The 19,731-nt window shown below is 70.3% G+C and carries 12 protein-coding genes; 9 read left to right on the top strand and 3 right to left on the bottom strand.

Translation table 11 applies throughout. The annotated features are described in order from the left end of the window. On the bottom strand, nt 1–2,178 hold the full coding sequence (locus VES41_RS21010; RefSeq protein WP_324821117.1) for an ATP-binding protein: 2,178 nt from the start codon (nt 2,176–2,178) through the stop codon (nt 1–3). Continuing rightward, the gene (locus VES41_RS21005; protein ID WP_324821113.1) at nt 2,156–2,776 is read right to left on the bottom strand and encodes a response regulator transcription factor; all 621 of its coding nucleotides are present in this window, start codon (nt 2,774–2,776) and stop codon (nt 2,156–2,158) included. The genes VES41_RS21010 and VES41_RS21005 overlap by 23 nt, the downstream gene beginning before the upstream one ends. 299 nt (nt 2,777–3,075) lie before the next feature. Between VES41_RS21005 and VES41_RS21000 the strand changes: the two genes are divergently transcribed. After that, entirely contained in the window at nt 3,076–6,948 is a 3,873-nt protein-coding gene (locus VES41_RS21000) for a hypothetical protein (RefSeq protein ID WP_324821110.1), read from the top strand. 8 nt (nt 6,949–6,956) lie between these two features. Here VES41_RS21000 and VES41_RS20995 read toward each other — a convergent pair whose 3' ends face one another. Continuing rightward, nucleotides 6,957–9,950 (bottom strand): ATP-binding protein, encoded by a 2,994-nt coding sequence (locus tag VES41_RS20995; RefSeq protein ID WP_324821107.1) that lies wholly within the window; start codon nt 9,948–9,950, stop codon nt 6,957–6,959. A 283-nt stretch (nt 9,951–10,233) separates the two neighbouring features. On the opposite strand from VES41_RS20995, the gene VES41_RS20990 reads away from it, so the two are divergent. From VES41_RS20990 to VES41_RS20955, 8 genes are all read left to right on the top strand, one after another. Continuing rightward, nucleotides 10,234–11,454: a CaiB/BaiF CoA-transferase family protein gene (locus VES41_RS20990; RefSeq protein WP_324821104.1), complete on the top strand. Its 1,221-nt coding sequence runs from the start codon at nt 10,234–10,236 to the stop codon at nt 11,452–11,454. Further along, nucleotides 11,451–12,473 carry a hydroxymethylglutaryl-CoA lyase gene (locus VES41_RS20985; RefSeq protein ID WP_324821101.1) on the top strand — a complete coding sequence of 341 codons (1,023 nt, stop codon included), beginning with the start codon at nt 11,451–11,453 and terminating at the stop codon, nt 12,471–12,473. The genes VES41_RS20990 and VES41_RS20985 overlap by 4 nt, the downstream gene beginning before the upstream one ends. Before the next feature lie 52 nt (nt 12,474–12,525). Further along, nucleotides 12,526–13,989: an NAD-dependent succinate-semialdehyde dehydrogenase gene (locus VES41_RS20980; protein WP_324821098.1), complete on the top strand. Its 1,464-nt coding sequence runs from the start codon at nt 12,526–12,528 to the stop codon at nt 13,987–13,989. Between the two features lie 64 nt (nt 13,990–14,053). Continuing rightward, nucleotides 14,054–15,256, top strand: coding sequence for an ABC transporter substrate-binding protein (locus tag VES41_RS20975; RefSeq protein WP_324821096.1), 1,203 nt, complete (start codon nt 14,054–14,056; stop codon nt 15,254–15,256). A gap of 48 nt (nt 15,257–15,304) precedes the next feature. After that, nucleotides 15,305–16,225, top strand: coding sequence for a branched-chain amino acid ABC transporter permease (locus VES41_RS20970; RefSeq protein ID WP_324821093.1), 921 nt, complete (start codon nt 15,305–15,307; stop codon nt 16,223–16,225). Beyond that, nucleotides 16,222–18,069 (top strand): branched-chain amino acid ABC transporter ATP-binding protein/permease, encoded by a 1,848-nt coding sequence (locus VES41_RS20965; protein WP_324821090.1) that lies wholly within the window; start codon nt 16,222–16,224, stop codon nt 18,067–18,069. Before VES41_RS20970 ends, VES41_RS20965 begins: the two co-directional genes overlap by 4 nt. Continuing rightward, nucleotides 18,066–18,794: an ABC transporter ATP-binding protein gene (locus VES41_RS20960; RefSeq protein ID WP_324821087.1), complete on the top strand. Its 729-nt coding sequence runs from the start codon at nt 18,066–18,068 to the stop codon at nt 18,792–18,794. The genes VES41_RS20965 and VES41_RS20960 overlap by 4 nt, the downstream gene beginning before the upstream one ends. A 32-nt stretch (nt 18,795–18,826) precedes the next feature. Further along, on the top strand, nt 18,827–19,731 hold a 905-nt coding region (locus VES41_RS20955; RefSeq protein WP_324821085.1), incomplete at its 3' end, for a GMC family oxidoreductase.

Below are 19,731 nucleotides of genomic sequence, written 5' to 3'. Positions count from 1 at the left end.
CTAGTTTGCCAGCGTGCCGTAGCTTTCCAAGTGCCGCGCCATGGCGGCGTCGAACTCGGCCAGGCTCCGACGCAGCGCTTCGAGCGCCCGTGCCGAGGCGGCTGCATCCTCGCCGCGGGCGGCGGCTTCCAGGCTTGCGCAGTCGTCCACGACCCGGTCGGCGCGGACGATACGGGCCGCGCCCCGGATCCTGTGCGCGGTCGATGCCGCGCCGGCATGGTCGCCCTGCCCGACCTGCCGCGCCAGCGCCTCCAGGTCGGCGGCATTGGACTGCATCAGCACTTGCAGGAAGCCGATCTCCATTCTCGTGTCGCCGGCCGAGAAATCGTGCAGCAGTTGCGCGTCGAACGCTGCATCCACGGCCCGGCCGTCCGCCGGGTCGCCGCCGCCGGCCGATGCTGCGGGAGGGTCTGCGTCGGGCAGGTGGCGGCCCAGAGCCTCCTGCAACTGGTCGACGCCCAGCGGCTTCAGGAGGCATTCGTCCATGCCGACGTCCAGCGCGTGCCGAAGTTCGCGCTCCTGGACGTGCGCGGTGCAACCGAGCACCGGCATGCGGTGCAGGCCGGCGTCGTGCTCGGCCTTGCGGATCGCCTGTGTCAAGGCATGGCCGTCCAGGACGGGCATGGACAGGTCGGTGATCACGGCGTCGATGCCGCCCTGACGCCAGCGCGCCAGCGCCGTCGCGCCGTCGTCGGCCCATTCGCTGCGGTAACCCAGGAAAGCCAGCTGGCGTTCCAGCAGCAGCCGGTTCGCCGGATGGTCGTCCACCACCAGGACGTTGTAGCGACCGCGTGTCGCGACGTGGGCGGCCGGCCGCGCCTGTTCGTCGGCCGGCAGGCTTGCGTCGGCGTCCTCGGGGGCGTCCACCACGGGCAGGCGCAGCGCCACGTGCACGCTGGTGCCGACGCCGCACTGGCTGTCCACCCAGATGTCGCCGCCCATGCGCGTGCACAGCCGCTGCACGATCGGCAGGCCCAGGCCGGTCCCGCCGACGGCGCGCGGTCCGGCGGCCTCGGCCTGGAAGAAGGGCCTGAACAGATGCTTGGCATCCTCCGGCGCGATGCCGATGCCGGTGTCGATCACTTCCAGCTCGATGGCTTCGCGCCCGGCGTCGACGCCGTGGCCGGCGAGCATGACGCGCACGCCGCCATGGTCGGTGTACTTGATCGCGTTGCTCACCAGGTTGTTGACGATCTGGCGAAAGCGCGCGGGATCGACCAGGTGCCATGCCGCCAGGCCGGGATCGACGTCGACCTCGATGCCCAGGCCCTTCTGGCGCGCCAGGCTGTCGAACACGTGGGCCACCTCGCGCACGATCGCGGGCAGCTGGGCCGGCCTGGGCACGATCTCGAACGCGCCGGCCTCTATCTTGGAGATGTCCAGCAGGTCGTCGATCAGGCCCAGAAGACTGCCGGCCGACTGGCGCGCGAGCGCCGCCTGCGCCTGGTCGGACGGAGTCAACCGGCCCTCGCGCAGCAGCAGCTCGAGCACGCCCGTGACCGCGTTCATCGGTGTGCGGATCTCATGGCTCATGGCGGCCAGGAAATTCGTCTTGGCCCGGTTCGCCGCCTCGGCCTTGGCACGCGCCGATTCGATGAGCTCCATCAGCTGCTGACGCTCGGTCATGTCCACGGCGCCGGAGACCAGCGCCTCGCGCGGCGCCTCGCCCCCCAGCGAGATCGGCGCTGCCCAGTGCAGCAGCCGACGGGGGACCCCGTTGAGCGTGACGTCGAGATCCTCGTTGATGGCGGTACCCGTGGCCAGCAGTGTGAGGTAGCTGCGGTGCAGGGCCTCTGCCTGCAGCCACGCTTCGGGTGGGTCGTCCGCCCGTGGGGATTGCGCGATCGTCCTGCCGATCAACTCGTCGCGCGGACGGTCGAAAAGTTGCTCGAAGGCTGGATTGCAATACGTCAGCCGGGCCTGTGCGTCGCGCACGCCGATCGCATGCGGCATGCCGTCGAGCATCGCGCGCTGGAACTCGAGCTGATGGCGCAATTGCGCTTCTGCGGCCTCGCGCCGGCGCACCTGCTTGCGCAGCGAGCGGGCCCAGAGGGCGAACAAGGCCATGCCCACCACCAGCGCGGCCAGCGCGATGGCCACGAAGACGAGAACGTTATGGCCGGCCAGGTGGAAGTGTTGGACCGTGCCGAGCGCCTCAGGTAATGAGGTTGTTGGCACGCGCGAAGTCCACCAGCTCGACCAGGGTGGAAATATTGAGCTTCTCGAACAGGCGCGTCTTGTAGCTGCTGACGGTCTTGTTGCTGATCAGCAGCGCGTCGCCGATCTCCTTGTTGCTCATGCCGCGGGCCAGTTGCTGCAGCACGGTGAGCTCGCGGTCGGACAGGGTCTTGACCAGGTCGGCGCCGCTGGCGCCCGTCGGGCCGGCCAGCGCCGCATTCGGAAAGACGGCGTAGCCGCTGAGCACCGCCTGCGTTGCCTGGACGATCGAGCTCATGCCTTCGGACTTGCTCAGGAAGCCGTTGGCGCCGGCCTGCAGCGCACGGGTGGCGAAGATGCCCTCCTGCTGGGCCGACAACACGAGCAGCTTGACCGCGGGTTGCGTCGCCTTGACGCGTTCGATCAGTTCCAGGCCGGTCATCTTGGGCAGATCGAGGTCGAGCACGACCAGGGCGGGCTGCAGTTCGCGGATGAGGGCCAGCGCGGACGGGCCGTTGTCGGCTTCGCCGATCACCTGGTACTGGCCGCTGCCCTCCAGGACGGAGCGCACCGCAAGTCGGATGGCTGGATGGTCGTCGACTATGACAATGCTGTGCATGCGGTTTTTGCTCCTTGGGTGCCTGTAGGCGTTCTTTCTTTTTAGCTCGCCACGAGCCGCATGTGCACGCTTTCCGAGGAAGCTGCGTCCGCTGCCTCGTGACGCGCCGGCCGATTCTAGGCCGGTGTACCCACCCGGCGTGGCATCTTCCCGACGGCAAGCCGCATTCCGGCAAAAAGTGCCGCTTGCAGCCTTCTTTGAGGAGGCCAAGGGCCCCGCGATGTCCTAAGCTCCCGCCCCGCAGGGAGTGGAGCAGGCAGACCGGAACAACCGGCGCGTCCTGGTGGCAGGAGATGGTTTTGCAACGCGAACTCACCGTCAAAGGCAAGAGCCTTACGGGCACCAGCGATCTGACGCTGCTGGCCCCCATCATTCCCGGCTTCGTTCCCTCGCTCGACGCGTTGACCTACAAGACCCGCGCCAAGCGACTGATGAAGTCGCTCACCGGCGGACGCGCCTCGCTGCACGAATATGCGCTGTACCGGCCCATTTCCGACTCGGTCGAACGGGTGGCGGTGATCCAGTCGTTCCGCGTCACGGTGGTCGAGCCGGAAGACAAGATCCTGCTGGCCGTCACCTTCGACGGCACCTGGGAGTCGTACATCCGCATCCTGTGGCAGAAGGTCGGCACGCTGCTGGACATCATCTTCTGCAATACCGAGGGCTACGTGAACTCGCAGTCCGCCGGCTTCGAGGCCTGGGCGGGCTGGGTCCGCCGGGTGCAGATCGAGACCGACTTCTACTACAACACCCACGGCCTGACGGTGCCCGACGTGGCGTACCTGCGCGGCGAGGAAGCCATCCACCGGCTGGCGCCGGACGCGGCATCGCGGGACCTGCTGGCCACCCGCCAGCACGTGCGCACCGCCGAGCAACTGGCCTGGGCCGCCAGCCGCGGCTCGACGAACGCGCGGCTGGAGACGTTGCGCCAGGGTCTGCAATCGCTGGCCGTGCTGTTCCGCATGACCGACATGTACCTTCCCGGCACCGCAGACGGCGACGTGCTCAAGCGCGCGGCCTGTGACCTGCTGCTGGAGTTTCGCGCGGTGCTCGCAGAGATGCCGCGCGAGATCGTCGAGAAAATGAGACAGCGCTTTGCCCGCCAGATGGATTGGCTGGCGTCGGGCGACGAGGCCAGTCCGCCGCCGCGGCCCAGCCCGCAACTGCCCGACGTGGCACCGACCGACATGCTGGACAACATCCAGGTCGGCATCCTGCGCTCGCTCGAAGGCATGACGCACGGCTGCATGCTGCTGATCGCCATCGACGACGCCGCCTCGGGCGCCGCGTTTCTCGAGACGCTGCTCGAGCGCGTCACCACCGAGGCCGGCCGGCCGGGCCCCGGCCAGCGCGTCACCGTCTTCGCCTTCAGCTACGAGGGCCTGCGGGCCCTGGGTCTGTCCGAGGACCAGCTCGCCCTGCTGCCGCAGGAGTTTCGCGAGGGCATGGAGGCACGTTCGAGCGTGCTGGGCGACTTCCGCAACAACCACCCGCGCCGCTGGCGCCTGCCGCAGGCCAACTGGAGCCCGGCCGGCCAGCCCTCGATGCAGCGGGTGCAGATGTCCGCCGTGCACCTGGTGGTGCAGATGCGCGTCGGCTCGCCCTCGCCGCAGCACGATCCGCTGCAGGCCGACCATCCCCTGCACGAGGCGATCAAGACGCTGATGTGCCAGCCCGGCAGCGACCTGCCGCGCAAGGGCGTGCGCCTGCTGGCGGTCGAGGCGATGCGCAAGCACACGCTGGCCGATGGCCGCGCGACCGAGCACTTCGGTTTCGTCGACGGGTTCAGCGACCCGGTGTTCAACAAGGCGGAAGGCGGTTCGGTCTACCCCAATCACCTGCCGGTCGGCGAGTTCCTGTGGGGACGCGACACCGCCGCCGACGTGGCTCCGCCGTCCGGCACGCCACAGGAGCGCGAGCGCATGAAGCTGCTGGGCGACGCGAGCTTCCTGGCGGTGCGCAAGCTCAAGCAGAACGTCGACGTGCTGCACAACGTGGTGCGCCAGGCGGCCAAGGACACGGGGCTCGGGCACGAGCTCATCCTGGCCAAGATGATGGGCCGGGGCCGCGACGGCAAGTCGCTCGTCGATGAACGGACCGCCAACGACTTCGACTACAGCGGCGACACCCAAGGAAAGCTGTGCCCGTTCCACGCCCACGTGCGCCGTGCCAATCCGCGCGCAGGCGCGGCCAGCCCGGTCGGCGTGCCCGAGCGCGACGGCCCGCCCGAACCCGCCGGCGGGCGGCCGCCGCGCATCCTGCGGCGCGGCATGTCGTACGGCCCGCTCTACCAGGCGCCGGGGCCGGACGAGGAAGCGAAACCCGACGGCGTCGAGCGCGGCATGATGTTCATTGCCTATTGCTCGAGCCTGTCCGAACAGTTCGAGACCGTGCAGCGCTGGCTGACCGGCGGCAACAGTGCCGGCGGCTACTCGCGCCATAGCGACCCGTTCATGGGCGTGCCCGAGGTGCGCGGCCCGGCGAACCAGGGCGAGCCTTTCGACGAGCGGCGCGGGCTTCGCTTCGAGCACGAGGATCAGGTCCACCGGATCGGGCTGGACGAGGCGCCGGCGCTGGACGCGCAACCACGGCCCGTCGTCCAGCTGGAATGGGGCATCTACCTTCTCGCCCCTTCGATCACGAGCGCGCGCCACGTGCTGGAGATTGCGCGCCATGCCAGGCCGCGGCCGGTCTGGTCGGCGGCCGAGGGGGAGAAGCTGCTGCAGGCCTTGCTCGCGCGCGAGAAGTCACTCGGCAAGGATGACGCCAGACTCGCCTGGAAGGAGCTGCTGGAAGATCCGGAGGCCCAGGAGAAATACCGCAGCGCCGGCGTCTGGGCCGCCATCCGCGAGCACCACGGCGGCGTGCTGCGCACCGCCTACGGGTTGATCGTTGCCGATCGCGAAAAGGTCATGGAGGTGCTGGGCGACGACAAGCGCTTCTCGGTCGCGGGCTACCTGCCGCGCATGACGCCGTCGATCGGCCAGATCTACCTCGGCCTGGACGACGGTCCAGCCTACCGCCGGCAGTCCGGCCCGGCCAACGCCGCCATCGGCGCGCTGGCCGAGAAGGACGTCTTCCAGGCGACGCTGGGCTACACCCGCGCCGTGCTGGCCGCGTACGTCAAGGGCGAAAAGGCCTTGGCACAGCTCAAGGGAACCACGCGCTGGGAGCTCAACCTCGACGCCAAGGAAGTGAGCGACCAGGTGCTGGCCATGCTGTGCCAGGACTGGTTCGGGCTGCCCGACGACAAGAACCACACGGTGATCCAGCCGGGCAGCTGGCGCTGGGACTGGAAACCCGACCAGCCGCCGATCTACCCGCCGCAATTCACGGCGCCGTCGCGCTACATCTTCCAGCCGTGGCCCAACCAGAACGTGGAAGACTATGCGACGCGCATGGGCCGCGCGCTCACGGCGGCGCTGGGTGTCTTCATCGCGCCGCACCGCGCGGCCGGCAGCGTGCCGCAGAACCGCTTCGGACACGACGCCCCGCTCACCCGCGCGGTGCTCGCGGCCTTCCCGCGGCGCAAGGACGACGACCTGGTGGCGCGAACCCTCAGCGGCATGCTCATGGGCTTCCTGCCGACCGTGGACGGGAACTTCCGCCTGTCGCTCAACGAATGGCTGCGCGACGGCACCTTCTGGTCGTTGCGGGCGGCCTGGGCCGCCGCGCCCTCCACCGCCTACCCCGACCTGCTGTCGAAGGCGCATGCGGTGCTGCTGCCGGCGCTGTCGCAGGCGATGCAGCTGCGCCCTGCGCCTGAAGTGGTCTGGCGCACCGCCAGGAAGGGCGGCTTTGCCATCGGCGGCGAGAAAGTCAGGCGCGGCGACGTCGTGGTCGCATCGCTGGTTTCGGCGGCACACCAGTGCCTGGCCGAGAACACGACGGACCTGAGCATCGTCTTCGGCGGCCGCCGTTGCCCCATGCACGGCGCCGGGCCCGCCCAGGCGCCGGCCAGCCCCGCGCCGACCCACGCCTGCCCCGGCTACGACGCCGGGATGGGCGTGCTGCTCGGGCTGCTGGCCGGACTGATCGACCAGGGCGACTTCACCCGCCCGAGCCCGGCACCGCTGTCGTTCACCTTCGAGGGGGTGGTGGAACTGCCGCCGCCGGCGGCGCCGCCGTCCGCCGCGCCTGCGGCAGAGGGTGCGCCGGTGGCTGCGGGCTGAGCCGCCGGCTACAGCCGCAGCGCCCGCTCGGCCCGGTCCGCGTGCCAGGCCATGTTCATGGCCGAGAACGCGTCGCGCGCCTGTGCCAGCAATGCCCTGCCGGCCGCGCCCTGGTCGCGCATCAGTTCGATCTGCCCTTCGCACATCTGCGTGACCGCCCGCTCGTGCGCCGACCCGCGCGCGTCGGCGCTGCGATAGGCCTGGCGCAGATAGCGGTGGGCGGCGTTGAAGTCGTGCGTGCGGGCCGCCGCCTGCGCCAGCGCCCGGCAGGCCAGCGCCTCGCCGATGCGGTCGTCCTGGCGCACGCGCACGAACATGCGCGCGGCATGTCGGCGCGCGGCCTCGACGTCGGCGAGCGCGAGCGAACCTTCGACCAGCCAGCCATGGTTGAGCGACGTGGCCAATCCGCCCTGGCGCGCATCGATCCAGGCCGTGGCCTCGCGCACCGCACGCATGCTCTCCGGGGCGCGGGTCTGCATCCAGCGGGCGTAGCCGGCCAGGGCGCGGCCCATGGCGTATTGCTGCCGGCTCTTGACGCGGCCGGCAATGTCGGTCGCCTCCTCGCCGCTGCGCAGCGCGTCGCTCCAGCGTCCCTGCCACAGGGCGACGACGCTGTGCCAGTGGCGCACCGACGCCGCCACCTGGTGCACCGTGTCGCCGAGCAGCGCCAGGGCTTCGTCGAAGCAGGCCTGCGCGTCATCGAAGAGGCCGCGGTCGCCGAGCAGGTAGCCCTTGCACGCCAGCGTGTAGGCTGAACCGACCGCCATGCTGCCGCCGGGGCGGCTCTGACGCCGCTTGCTGTCGAGCGCATCGTCGAGCAGGCCCAGCGCGCGCTCGTAGCCGCAACTCGACAGCAAGGCCTGGCCGAGCGTGGCGCGCACCTGGGCAGCCAGGCGGTCCATGCCGTGGTGCTGCGCGAGCGCCAGCGCCGCTTCGCAGTGCGCGACCGATTGGCGCGCCAGCCCCTTGGCGTAGCAGACGTAGCCCATCCAGTACTCGGCGTGCGCCATCGCATCGACGTCGCCGGTCTGCCTGGCGATGTCCAGATGGCGGCGGAAGATGGTCATCGCGTCCGCCAGGCCGAGCGGGTCGAACACGCAGGCCACGCCCAGGCGCTGCGCAATGGCGCACCAGCGCAGTTGCTGGGGCCGCTCCAGCGGCGCCAGCGCATCGAGCGAGCGCAGCGCCGCCACGTACTGGTCGCGCGCGCGGTCGAGTGCCGACACCGCCAGCGCCTTGTTGCCGGCGGCCTCGGCATGCCGTGCGGCCTGCTCGTGCAGTTCGCCGGCGGCGCAGTGGTAGGCCAGGGCCTCGTTCCAGTCTTCGGGCGTGCCCTCTTCCGGCGGGCCGGATTCGAGCGCGCCGACGATGCGCCGGTGCAGCTCCCGGCGCCAGTGAAGGCCGACGGAGTCGTAGACGACCTCGCGTGTGATGCCGTGCTTGAAGCGCAGGTTGCCGGCCTTGTCGTCCGGATAGATCAGGTCCTGCGCGGCCAGGGCATTGAGCATGTCCGGCGCCAGGTCGTCGCCGGCGACGCGGGCCAGCAGCCAGGACGGGAACACGTTGCCGATGATCGCGGCCGCGCGCACCAGCTCGGCCTGCGCGGGGGGCAGCCGCTCCACGCGCGAGCCGATCAGGGTCTGCAGCCAGGCGCCGCTGCCCGGGCGGCCGGCGCCGGAGATATCGCTTCCCGCGCTCGCGGAATGGCACAGTTCCTCGAGGTACAGCGGCACGCCGCCGGCATGGCGCCGGATCTCGGCGGCCATGAACGGGTCGCATCCCGGCAGCATGTGCGCCAGGGCGTCGCCGGCCTCGCTGTCGTCCAGCGGCAGCAGCTCGATGTGGCCGCTGTGCCGGGCCAGCAACTCGTTGCCGGCGCGCTCGCGCGTCGCCAGCACCACCAGGATGCGGCGCGCACCCGGCAAGGCGAGCACGGCGTCGAGCAGCTGCTGGCTGCCGTCATCTGCCCACTGCCAGTCGTCGATCACCAGCAGCAGCGGCCGCCGGTGCGACAGCGCGTCGACCAGCTGGGGGAAGGCCGCCACGCCGCGCCCCGCGAGTTCACCTTGTTCCTGCAGCAGTTGCGCCACCACGGCGTCGCCCGAGTCGGCCAGCGCGCGCAGCATCTGCGCGAACGGCTGCATCGGTTCGGCGCGGAAGTAGCTTTCGCAGTAGCCCTTGAGGAACAGGCATTCGTCGGCCGCGGCGTAGCGGCGCAGCTCGTCGACCAGGCGCGTCTTGCCGACCCCCGGGTCGCCCTGCACGGTGACGCACTGCGGCGTACCGGCCATCGCCCGGCGCAGGTGGTCGCGCAGTTGCCGCAAGGGGCCCTGGCGCCCGACGAAGGGATACAGTGCCCGGCGCATCGCGGCCGAGGCGTCCTGCCCCGGCACGGCGCGGCCGAGCACCCGATAGATGGAGATCGACGCGGTGCGCCCCTTGACCCGGGTCTCCAGGTGCTCGCCGATGTGAAAGTAGCGCGCATGCGGGCCCAGCGTCTCCTCGCTGATCAGGATGTCGTCCCGCTCCGCCAGGCTCGACAGGCGGGCCGCGATGTTGGGCACGTTGCCCACCAGGTCGAAGCGCCCGCGTTCGATGTCGCCGCCGGCCAGCAGCACGGTGCCGCCATGGATGCCGGTGTGCAGCGTCAACGGCGCCAGGCTCGCGGCAGGACCAGTCACGGGAATCCGGCTGACCGCCAGGTGCAGCTCGATCGCCGCCTCGAGCGCGCGGCGCGCGTCGTCCTCGGCCGGCAGCGGATGGCCGAAGAAAGCCAGCACCCCGTCGCCCTGGATGCGCGCGATCTCGCCGCGGTGGCGCGCCACCACCTGCTGGAACAGCGCGCGCAACTGCGCGAGCAGGTCCGCATAGTCCTCGGCCTCCATCAGCTCGCCCAGGCGGGTCGAGTCGGACAGGTCGCAGAAAAGCAGCGTCAGGTTGCGACGCTGGGCGCCGCCATGTCCCTCCCAGGCATTGGCGGTGGACGGTTCGTCGATGGGCATGGGAGCAAACGGAACGCGTGAAAACGGTTGTGAACGGACGCAGGCGACGGCATGCGGCCTGCCGCGGCCGGGCGCACATGCGCAGCCGACCCACAGTCGACATTGTGTAACAAACCGGGCGGCAGCAACCAGCCGCCGAGACCATTGGAAATGCGGCAAATAAAGGGTTAACCCTGTCTTGCTTTCGCAAACCGCGAAAGCTCGCATCGCCGCGTGGTGGCTTCCGCCCGCCTGCGCGCCGGGACAAACTCCCCGGGCATATCCAATCGATTTCGCAGCAGGCATGCAACAAACAAATTTCCCCGGATCACCGCCAGCGCACGCCCTCCAGGGGCTGCGGGTGGTCGAGATGGGCCAGCTCATTGCCGGCCCGTTCGCCGGCAAGACGCTTGGCGACTTCGGCGCCGACGTGATCAAGATCGAGCCGCCGGAATCCGGCGACCCGCTGCGCAACTGGCGCCTGATGCAGGACGGCACGTCCGTGTGGTGGCAGGTGCAGTCGCGCAACAAGCGCTCCATCGCCCTGGACCTGCGCAGCGCCGAAGGCCAGGACGTTGCGCGCCGACTGATCGCCGAGGCCGACGTGCTGATCGAGAACTTCCGGCCCGGCACGCTGGAGAACTGGGGCCTGTCGTACGAGGCGCTGAGCGCGCTCAACCCCGGGCTGATCATGCTGCGCATCTCCGGCTACGGGCAGACCGGGCCGTACCGCGACCTGCCGGGCTTCGGCGCCATCGGCGAGGCCATGGGCGGCCTACGCCACCTCACGGGCGAGCCGGCGCGCGTGCCGGTGCGCTGCGGCATCTCGATCGGCGACACGCTCGCGGCGCTGCACGGCACCATCGGCGTACTGGTCGCGCTGCACCATCGGCAGGCCCACGGCGGGCGCGGACAGGTCATCGACGTGGCGCTGCACGAGGCGGTGTTCAACGTCATGGAGAGCCTGATCCCGGAATACAGCGCCTTCGGCGTGGTGCGCGAAGCCGCGGGCAGCGCGCTGCCGGGCATCGCGCCGTCGAACGCCTATCGCTGCAGCGACGGCTACGTGCTCGTGGCCGGCAACGGCGACAGCATCTTCAAGCGCCTGATGACCGCCATCGGCCGCGACGACCTGGGCTCGGACCCGACGCTCGCGGACAACGCCGGACGCGTCAGGCGCGTGGCCGAGCTCGACCAGGCCATCGAGGCCTGGACCTGCGAGCGCCCCATGGCCGACGTGCTGGAAGCGCTCAACGCCGCCCGCGTGCCGGTGGGCAAGGTCTACACCGCCAGGGACATCGCCGAAGACCCGCACTACCAGGCGCGCGACATGCTGCTGACGCAGACCACCCGCGCCGGCCATCAGGTGCTGGTGCCCGGCGTGGTCCCCAAGCTGCTGGGCACGCCCGGCGGCGTCCGCTCGCCGGCACCGGGGCTGGGCGACGACACCGACGCCGTGCTGCGCGAGATCGGCCTCACGGCCGGACAGATCGACGAACTGCGCGCGCGCAAGGTGATCGCATGAGCCCGCACCCGACGAGCGGCGCGGCCCACACGCCCGACGTGTGGAACGGCGCCGGCCGACGCATCCATATGCAGGAAGTCGGCACGCGCGACGGCCTGCAGGTCGAACAGGCGTTCGTGCCGACAGCCGACAAGATCGCGCTGGTCGATGCGCTGTCGCGCGCGGGCATGGCCAAGATCGAGGTGACCGCGTTCGTCTCGCCGCAGGCCATTCCGGCCCTGCGGGATGCCGAACAGGTGCTGCGCGAGATCGAGCGGGTGCCGGGCGTCGTCTACAGCGCGCTGGTACCCAACGTGCGGGGCGCCGAGCGCGCCATCGAGGCCCGCGCCGATGAGCTCAACCTGGTGATGTCCGCCAGCGAAAGCCACAACCTGGCCAACCTGCGCATGACGCGCGGGCAGTCCTTCCGGGCGCTGGCGGCGGTGGCCGCCATTGCACGCCAGGCCGGCACGGCGGTGAACGTGTCCCTGTCGTGCAGCTTCGGCTGCCCCATGGAAGGCGACGTGCCGCAGGCCACGGTGCTCGACTGGTGCGCGCGCTACGTCGACGAGCTGGGCGCGCGCGGCGTGACGCTGTGCGACACCACCGGCATGGCCTATCCCACGCAGGTGGTGCAACTGGTCCGCGCGTTTCGTGCGCGCTGGCCGGGGACCGAGCTGACGCTGCACTTCCACAACACGCGCGGCATGGGCCTGGCCAACGTGCTGGCGTCCGTAGCCGCCGGCGCAGACCGCTTCGACGCCTCGCTCGGCGGCCTGGGCGGCTGCCCGTACGCGCCGGGCGCCACCGGCAACGTATGCAGCGAGGAGATCGTCCACGCGCTCGCCCTCATGGGCTACGACACCGGCGTCGACCTGCCAGCACTGATGGACGCCGCGCGCCGGTTGCCGGCACTCGTCGGCCACGACATCCCCAGCCAGATCGTCAAGGCCGGCCGGCGGCTGGACCTGCATCCGCTGCCGGCCGATTTCGACGCGATCCGCCAACGGGCCCTGGCCCGCGACAACCCCGGCTCCTGAAAAGCCCCGGCATGGCCGCGACCCCGGCCGCCAGAGAGACAGACGAATCCCGATGCAACTGACCGACCCCACCCTGCTGCGCGACAAGGCGCTGATCGGCGCCCAATGGTGCGCTGCCGACGACGGCGCCACGCTCGACGTGAACGACCCCGCCACCGGCGAACGCCTGGGCAGCGTGCCCGACCTGGGCGGCGCGCAGACGCGCCGCGCCATCGCCGCGGCCGAAGCCGCCCTGCCCGCCTGGCGCGCGCTGACCGGCAAGGCACGCGGCGCGGTGCTGCGCCGCTGGCACGACCTGATCGCCGAGAACGCCGAAGACCTGGCCCTGCTCATGACGCGCGAGAACGGCAAGCCGCTGGCCGAGGCGCGCGGCGAAATGCAATACGCGCTGAGCTTCGTCGAGTGGTTCTCGGAAGAGGCCAAGCGCGTCTACGGCGACGTGCTGCCGTCCACCCGCAGCGACCAGCGCCTGCTGGCCGTGCGCCAGCCCATCGGCGTGTGCGCGGCCATCACCGCGTGGAACTTCCCATCGGCGCTGGTGACGCGCAAGGTGTCGCCGGCCTTGGCGGCGGGCTGCACGGTCGTGCTCAAGCCGGCCGAGGCCACGCCGTTGTCGGCACTCGCCCTGGCCGAGCTGGCCCTGCGCGCCGGCCTGCCGGCCGGCGTGCTCAACGTCGTCACCGGGCGGCCGGCGCCGATCGGCGAGGAGCTGTGCGCCAACCCGACGGTGCGCAAGCTGACCTTCACCGGCTCGACCGCGACCGGCCGGCTGCTCATGCAGCAATCGGCGGCAAACATCAAGAAGCTCTCGCTCGAACTCGGCGGCAATGCGCCGTTCATCGTCTTCGACGACGCCGACCTGGACCAGGCGGTCGAGGGGCTGATGCAGTCCAAGTTCCGCAACGCGGGACAGACCTGCGTGTGCGCCAACCGGGTGCTGGTGCAGGCCGGCATTGCCGACGCCTTCGCCGCCCGGCTCGCCGAGCGCGTCGCCGCACTGAAGGTCGGCCGCGGCATCGACGACAATGTCGAGCAGGGCCCGCTGATCAACCGGCAGGCCCTGCAGAAGGTGGACGCGCTGGTGCGCGACGCCGTCGCCCAGGGCGCCTCGGCGCTGGTGGGCGGCACGCCGCATGCGCTCGGAGGCTCGTTCTACGCGCCCACGCTGCTGACCGGCATCACCGACGCGATGCAGATCGCACACGAGGAAATCTTCGGCCCGGTGGTCGCCCTGGCCACCTTCGAGGAAGAAGCCGACGCGGTGCGCATCGCCAACGCCAGCAGCGCCGGACTGGCCGCCTACTTCTACGCGGGCTCGCTCGACCGGGTCTGGCGCGTGATGGAAGCGCTGGAGTACGGCATGGTCGGCGTCAACACCGGCCAGATCTCGAACGAGGTCGGGCCGTTCGGCGGCATCAAGGAATCCGGCCTGGGACGCGAAGGCTCGCGCTACGGCATGGAGGAATTCCTGGAGCTCAAGTACGCGTGCCTGGCCGGCCGGTTCGCCGCCCTCTGACCGCGGTCGCACGACCGCCTTTCGCCCTTTCTTCCCGACATCCACAACCAAGGAGGCTTCACCCATGTTCAACAAACTGATCGGCCGCTACCGGCTGCTTTCCCTCGCCCTCGCCGCCGGCCTGTGCGCCGCGGCGCCGGCGTCGGCCCAGGACATCAAGATCGGCTACATCAGCGACATGTCCGCCAGCGGCTCGGCCGAGTTCGGCCTGTCCGCCCTGTGGGGCGCCGAGCAGGCCGCCGAGGACCTCAATGCAGCCGGCGGCGTGCTCGGCCGCAAGGTGGCCATCGTCGCGCGCGACGACCAAGCCCAGCCGCCCAAGGCCATCCAGGGCGTGAGTGAGCTGCTAGAGAGCGAGAAGGTGTCGGCCGTGCTCGGCTCGGCCAACTCGGGCAACGTGCTGGCCTGGATGCACCTGGCGCAGAACAAGAAGGTGCCGGTGATCTCGCCGATTGCGACCGCGACCGACATCACGAAGCGCTACGAGAAGTCCGGCGCGAACTACATCTTCCGCGTCTCGATGATCGACCGCGACCAGATCGCGCTGCTGGTGGCCTACGCCGCCAAGGCGTCGAAGAACAAGAAGATCGGCCTGATCGTGGACTCCACCGGCTACGGCCAGCAGGGCCTGAAGGACCTGCAGGCCATCCTCAAGCTCCATGGCCTGGAGGCGGCGGCCGAGGAGAAGTTCGGCGCCAAGGACACCGACATGACTTCGCAGCTGAGCAAGATCAAGGCGTCGGGGGCGGACACGCTGATCATCTACGGCCTGGCCGACGCCAACGCCTACGTGCTGCGCAGCATGGAGAAGATCAACTACTTCCCGCTGACGCTGGGCTCGTGGGCCAACGTCAACACGCCGGTGGTGCAACTGGCCGGCGCCGAGCTGGCGGGCAAGCTGATCTTCACCGCGTCGACGACCGAGAACAGCACGCCGAAGGCCACCGCCCTGAACACGGCGCTGCTGAAGAAGCATCCGAAGATGACCGCCTTCGTGACGGCCGCGCAGTCGTACGACTCGGTGATGCTGCTGGCCGCGGCGATGAAGTCCGCCGGCACGACCGACGGCGAGAAGGTGCAGAAGGCGCTGGAGAACCTGCCCAAGGTCGAAGGCGTCATCAAGACCTACCAGCAGCCGTTCACCAAGACCAACCACGAGGCCTTGTCCGTGTCCGACTTCTACCTCGCGCAGTGGAAGGACGGCCGCATCGTGACCTATCAGGACGCGGTCACCAAGGCCCTGACCCCGGCCGACCTCAAGAAGTAGCGGCGACTGCCCGGCCTCGCGCGCCGGGCGCATGACGGAGATCTGGACATGACCGAAGCATTGCTGCAGGCGCTGATCAGCGGCCTCGCGATCGGCGGGGCCTACGCGCTGGTGGCGCTGGGCTTCAGCATCACATTCACCACCACGAAGACGCTGAACTTCGCCCACGGGGACTTCGTTTCCGCGGGGTCGTTCATCGGCCTGTCGTCGCTGCTGCTGCTCAGCGGCGCGCCCCTGGGCAGCGCGATCGACGCGCTGGCCGTGCGCGGCGTCGACCAGGTGGTGGCCGTACTCGTGGCCGTGGCTGTCATGGGCGCGCTCGGCGCCCTGCTCTACCTGAGCGCGGTGCGGCCGTTCGCGGGCAAGCCCGGCATGGCGTGGGTGATGAGCACGATCGGCTTCGGCATCATCGTCCAGAGCCTGGGCCTGGCGATCTGGGGCCCGGCGCCGCTGAAGGTGCCCGCGCCTTTCGGCGAGGACGTGATCCGCGTCGCCGGCGTCGGCTTCCGCTCGCAGGAGATCCTGCTGATCGTCACCACGCTGGTGGTGATGGCGGTCTTCGACTGGGTGATGCGCCGCACCATGATCGGCAAGGCCATGCGCGCCGTGGCGCACGACCGCAAGGTCGCCAGCCTGATGGGCATCAACGTGTCCGCGGTGATGGTGGGCGCCTTCTTCGTCAGCACGGGGCTGGCCGGGCTGGCCGGCTACCTCATCGCGCCGATCGCCTCGGCCTCGCTGTTCATCGGGCTGGGCATCGCGCTCAAGGGCTTCTCTGGCGCCATCCTCGGCGGCCTGACGAATCCGCGCGGCTGCGTCGTCGGCGGCTTCGTGCTGGGCATTCTCGAATCGCTCATCAACCTGTGGCAGGCGCAGTGGCGCGAGGTGCTGCTGTTCGCGCTGGTGATCCTGGTGCTTGCGGTGCGGCCCAACGGCCTGTTCGGACGGGCCATGGTGGAGAAGGTATGAAGGCGGCAACCGGTACTTTTCAGGGCGCGGCATCCGGCGCCCCTCGCGCCGCGCCTGCGGCGGGCGGCTCGCGCCACGCGCTGGCCGTGCTCGTGATCGCGCTCGCCGCCGCCGGCGGCGCGTGGCTGGTTTCCGGCAACGGCTACTACCTGCGCGTGCTGTTCATGATCACCGTGTACCTGATGTGCGCGCTGGGCATGAACGTGCTGGTGGGTTATGCGGGTCAGAAGTCGCTCGGCCAGGCCGGGCTGTTTGCCGCCGGCGCCTACACGGCGGCGCTGCTGACGGCCCGCTACGAATGGTCGCCCTGGCTAGCGCTGGTCGCCGCGGCGGTGGTGGCCGGCGGCTTCGGCGTGGTGGTTGCGCTGGCGTCGCTGCGGGCCAAGGGCCCGTACCTGGCGATGGTCACGCTGGCCTTCGGCACGGTGATCGAGAAGCTGGTGTCGGAGTGGGACGACGTCTTCGGCGGCTCCGCCGGCATCTTCGGCATCCAGCCGCTGTCGCTGGGCGACACGCCGTTCGGCAACCTGCAATGGGTGTGGTTCGGCATCGCGCTGTGCGCGGCCACGCACCTGCTGCTGCGCAACCTGCTCAAGGGGCGCCTGGGCCGCGCCCTCCTGTCGCTGCAGGCCGACGAGATCGCGGCCGGCTCGGTGGGCATCAAGGTCTACCGGACCAAGGTGCTGGCGTTCGTGATCGCGGCCGTGACCTGCGGCATCGCCGGCGCCATGGTGGCGCAGCAGAACCAGTACCTGAACTCGGACTTCATCAACTTCAACCTGTCGGTCTTCATCCTGCTGCTGGTGCTCTTCGGCGGTGCCGGCTCGACGCTGGGCCCGCTGCTCGGCGCCGTGCTGCTGACGGTGATCGACGCCGTACTGGCGCAGTGGCCCTCGGCCCAGCATTTCGTCTACGGCGCGCTGCTGCTGTTCGCGCTGTATGCCATGCCCAAGGGCGTGGCCGGCTTGCTGGCATCGTGGTTCGGCCGCTTTGCGCCGGCCCGCGCGGCGGCCACGCCCGGCGGGACCGGCGCGGCCATGCCGATCGCGCCGCACGGCACCTCGTCCGACGCGCTGCTGGTGGCCGACCACGTGACCAAGCGGTACGGCGGCGTCACCCCGGCGCAGGACGTGAGCTTTGCGCTGCAGCATGGCCACATCCATGCGCTGATCGGCCCGAACGGCGCCGGCAAGAGCACGATGATCAACATGCTCACCGGCGTGGTCGTGCCCAACGAGGGCACGGTCACCTTCCGTGGCCGGCGCATCGACCAGTCCCCGGGGCATGCCATCTGCGCGCTCGGCATGGGCCGCACCTTTCAGAACCTGCGCCTGTTCGGCGACCTGTCCGTGCTGGACAACGTGATGGTCGGCCGCCACAGCCGCATGCGCAACGGCTTCTGGACGTCGCTGCTCGGCCTGCCCGGCGCGCGGCGCGAGGAACGCCTGGCGCACGAGCGCGCGCTGGCGATCCTGTCGTTCATGGACCTCGGGCCGCATGCCGCGCTGCCGGCCGGCAGCCTGCCCTACGGCCTGCAGCGCCGGGTCGAGCTGGCGCGCGCGCTGGCCTCCGAGCCGCAGCTGCTGCTGCTCGACGAACCGGCCGCCGGGCTCAATCCGCAGGAGACGGCCGAACTGGGCCAACTGCTGCTGAAGGTACGCGACCTGGGCATCACCATGCTGATGGTGGAACACCACATGGACCTGGTGATGAGCATTTCGGACCACGTCATCGTGCTGGACTACGGCGTCAAGATCGCCGAGGGCCAGCCGGCGCAGGTGCAGCAGGATCCGCGCGTCATCGAGGCCTACCTCGGCGCGCCTGACGAGGAGACCACGGCATGACCACACCGACCACGCTCAAGCTCGAACGCCTCTCGGTGCGCTACGGCGCGATCGAGGCCGTGCGCGACGTCTCGATCGACGTGCGCCAGGGCGAAATCGTCACCATCATCGGCGCCAACGGCGCCGGCAAGAGCAGCCTGCTCAAGTGCATCGCCGGCCTGGAGCCGGCGGCTTCCGGGCGCGTGCTCGTGCAGGGCCAGGACGTCACGGGGCTGCCGGCGCACAAGCGCCTTCGCCTGGGCACCACGCTCTCACCGGAAGGCCGCGGCGTGTTTTCCGACCAGTCCGTTCTGGACAACCTGCTGCTGGGCGCCTACAGCCTGAAGGCCACGCCGGCCGAGATCGACCGCCTGGTCGACAACGGCTTCGAGCTCTTTCCCCGGCTGCGCGAGCGCAAGGACCAGATGGCCGGGACGCTGTCCGGCGGCGAACAGCAGATGCTGGCGATGGCCCGCGCGCTGATGAGCCGCCCGCGCCTGCTGCTGCTCGACGAGCCGTCGCTCGGCCTGGCGCCGCTGATCATCCGCGACATCTTCCGCAGCATCCGCGCGCTGCGCGAGGCCGGCCTGACGATCCTGCTGGTCGAGCAGATGGCGAACCAGGCACTGGCCATCTCCGACCGCGCGTACGTGCTCGAGACCGGGCGCATCACCCTCGAAGGCAGCGGCGCGGAACTGCTGGCAAGCCCCGCGATCCGCGCCTCGTATCTCGGCGTCGCCCTCTGACCGACAGGGCGCCGCCCGCTACCGAACCATCCATGTCCGAAACCCTTTCCAATGACGCCGGCCGCTTCGACTACGTGGTCGTCGGCGCCGGCGCGGCCGGCGCGATCCTGGCCAACCGGCTGTCCGCGCAGGGGCGCTACAGCGTCTGCCTGCTCGAGGCCGGCCCGCCGGACTGGCATCCGTTCCTGCACATTCCCGCAGGCTTCATCAAGACGCTGTTCAACCCGGCATTCACCTGGCCGTTCCAGACCGAGGCCACGCCGTGGACCAACGGGCGGCGCATTCCGGTACCGCAGGGCCGCACGCTGGGCGGCTCGACCGCCATCAACGGCCTGGTCTACAACCGCGGCCTGGCGTCCGACTACGACCGTTGGGCCGAGCTCGGCAACGCCGGCTGGAGCTATGCCGACGTGCTGCCGTACTTCAAGCGCATGGAGCGCTTCACCGAGGGCGGAGACGACGCCTTCCGCGGGCGCGATGGCGAATTGCCGGTCACGCGCAACGACTGGCAGCATCCGCTGTGCGAGGCCTTCATCGAGGGCGCCGGCGAACTCGGCCTGCCGCGCAACGAGGACTACAACGGCGTCACCCAGGCTGGCGCGGGCTACTTCCAGCGCACGATCTCGCGCGGCTGGCGCCAGAGCACGGCGCGCGCCTTCCTGCGGCCGGTGCGCAGCCGTGCCAACCTGGAGGTGCGCACCAATGCCCAAGCCACCCGCATCCTGTTCGAGGGCACGGCCGCGCGCGGCGTCGAGTACATGCGCAAGGGCGACGGGGCGCGGCGACTGCGGGTGCATGCCGAGCGCGAAGTCATCGTGTGCAGCGGGGCCATCAACACGCCCAAGCTGCTGCAGTTGTCCGGACTTGGCGACGGCGAGCGTCTGCGCGCGCTGGGCATTCCGGTGGTGCGGCACCTGCCGGGCGTGGGCGAGCACCT

This window comes from Variovorax sp. (assembly GCF_035634955.1).
Taxonomy (GTDB): domain Bacteria; phylum Pseudomonadota; class Gammaproteobacteria; order Burkholderiales; family Burkholderiaceae_C; genus Variovorax.
Note: the sequence above shows the minus strand (reverse complement) of the source record. Positions and strands in the feature narration are given on the sequence as shown.

Excerpts from the sequence above, each read along its gene's own strand:
- VES41_RS21005 (WP_324821113.1), bottom strand. The coding sequence starts at position 2,776 with ATGCACAGCATTGTCATAGTCGACGACCATCCAGCCATCCGACTTGCG.
- VES41_RS20995 (WP_324821107.1), bottom strand. The coding sequence starts at position 9,950 with ATGCCCATCGACGAACCGTCCACCGCCAATGCCTGGGAGGGACATGGC.
- VES41_RS20990 (WP_324821104.1), top strand. The coding sequence starts at position 10,234 with ATGCAACAAACAAATTTCCCCGGATCACCGCCAGCGCACGCCCTCCAG.
- VES41_RS20985 (WP_324821101.1), top strand. The coding sequence starts at position 11,451 with ATGAGCCCGCACCCGACGAGCGGCGCGGCCCACACGCCCGACGTGTGG.
- VES41_RS20980 (WP_324821098.1), top strand. The coding sequence starts at position 12,526 with ATGCAACTGACCGACCCCACCCTGCTGCGCGACAAGGCGCTGATCGGC.
- VES41_RS20975 (WP_324821096.1), top strand. The coding sequence starts at position 14,054 with ATGTTCAACAAACTGATCGGCCGCTACCGGCTGCTTTCCCTCGCCCTC.
- VES41_RS20970 (WP_324821093.1), top strand. The coding sequence starts at position 15,305 with ATGACCGAAGCATTGCTGCAGGCGCTGATCAGCGGCCTCGCGATCGGC.
- VES41_RS20965 (WP_324821090.1), top strand. The coding sequence starts at position 16,222 with ATGAAGGCGGCAACCGGTACTTTTCAGGGCGCGGCATCCGGCGCCCCT.
- VES41_RS20960 (WP_324821087.1), top strand. The coding sequence starts at position 18,066 with ATGACCACACCGACCACGCTCAAGCTCGAACGCCTCTCGGTGCGCTAC.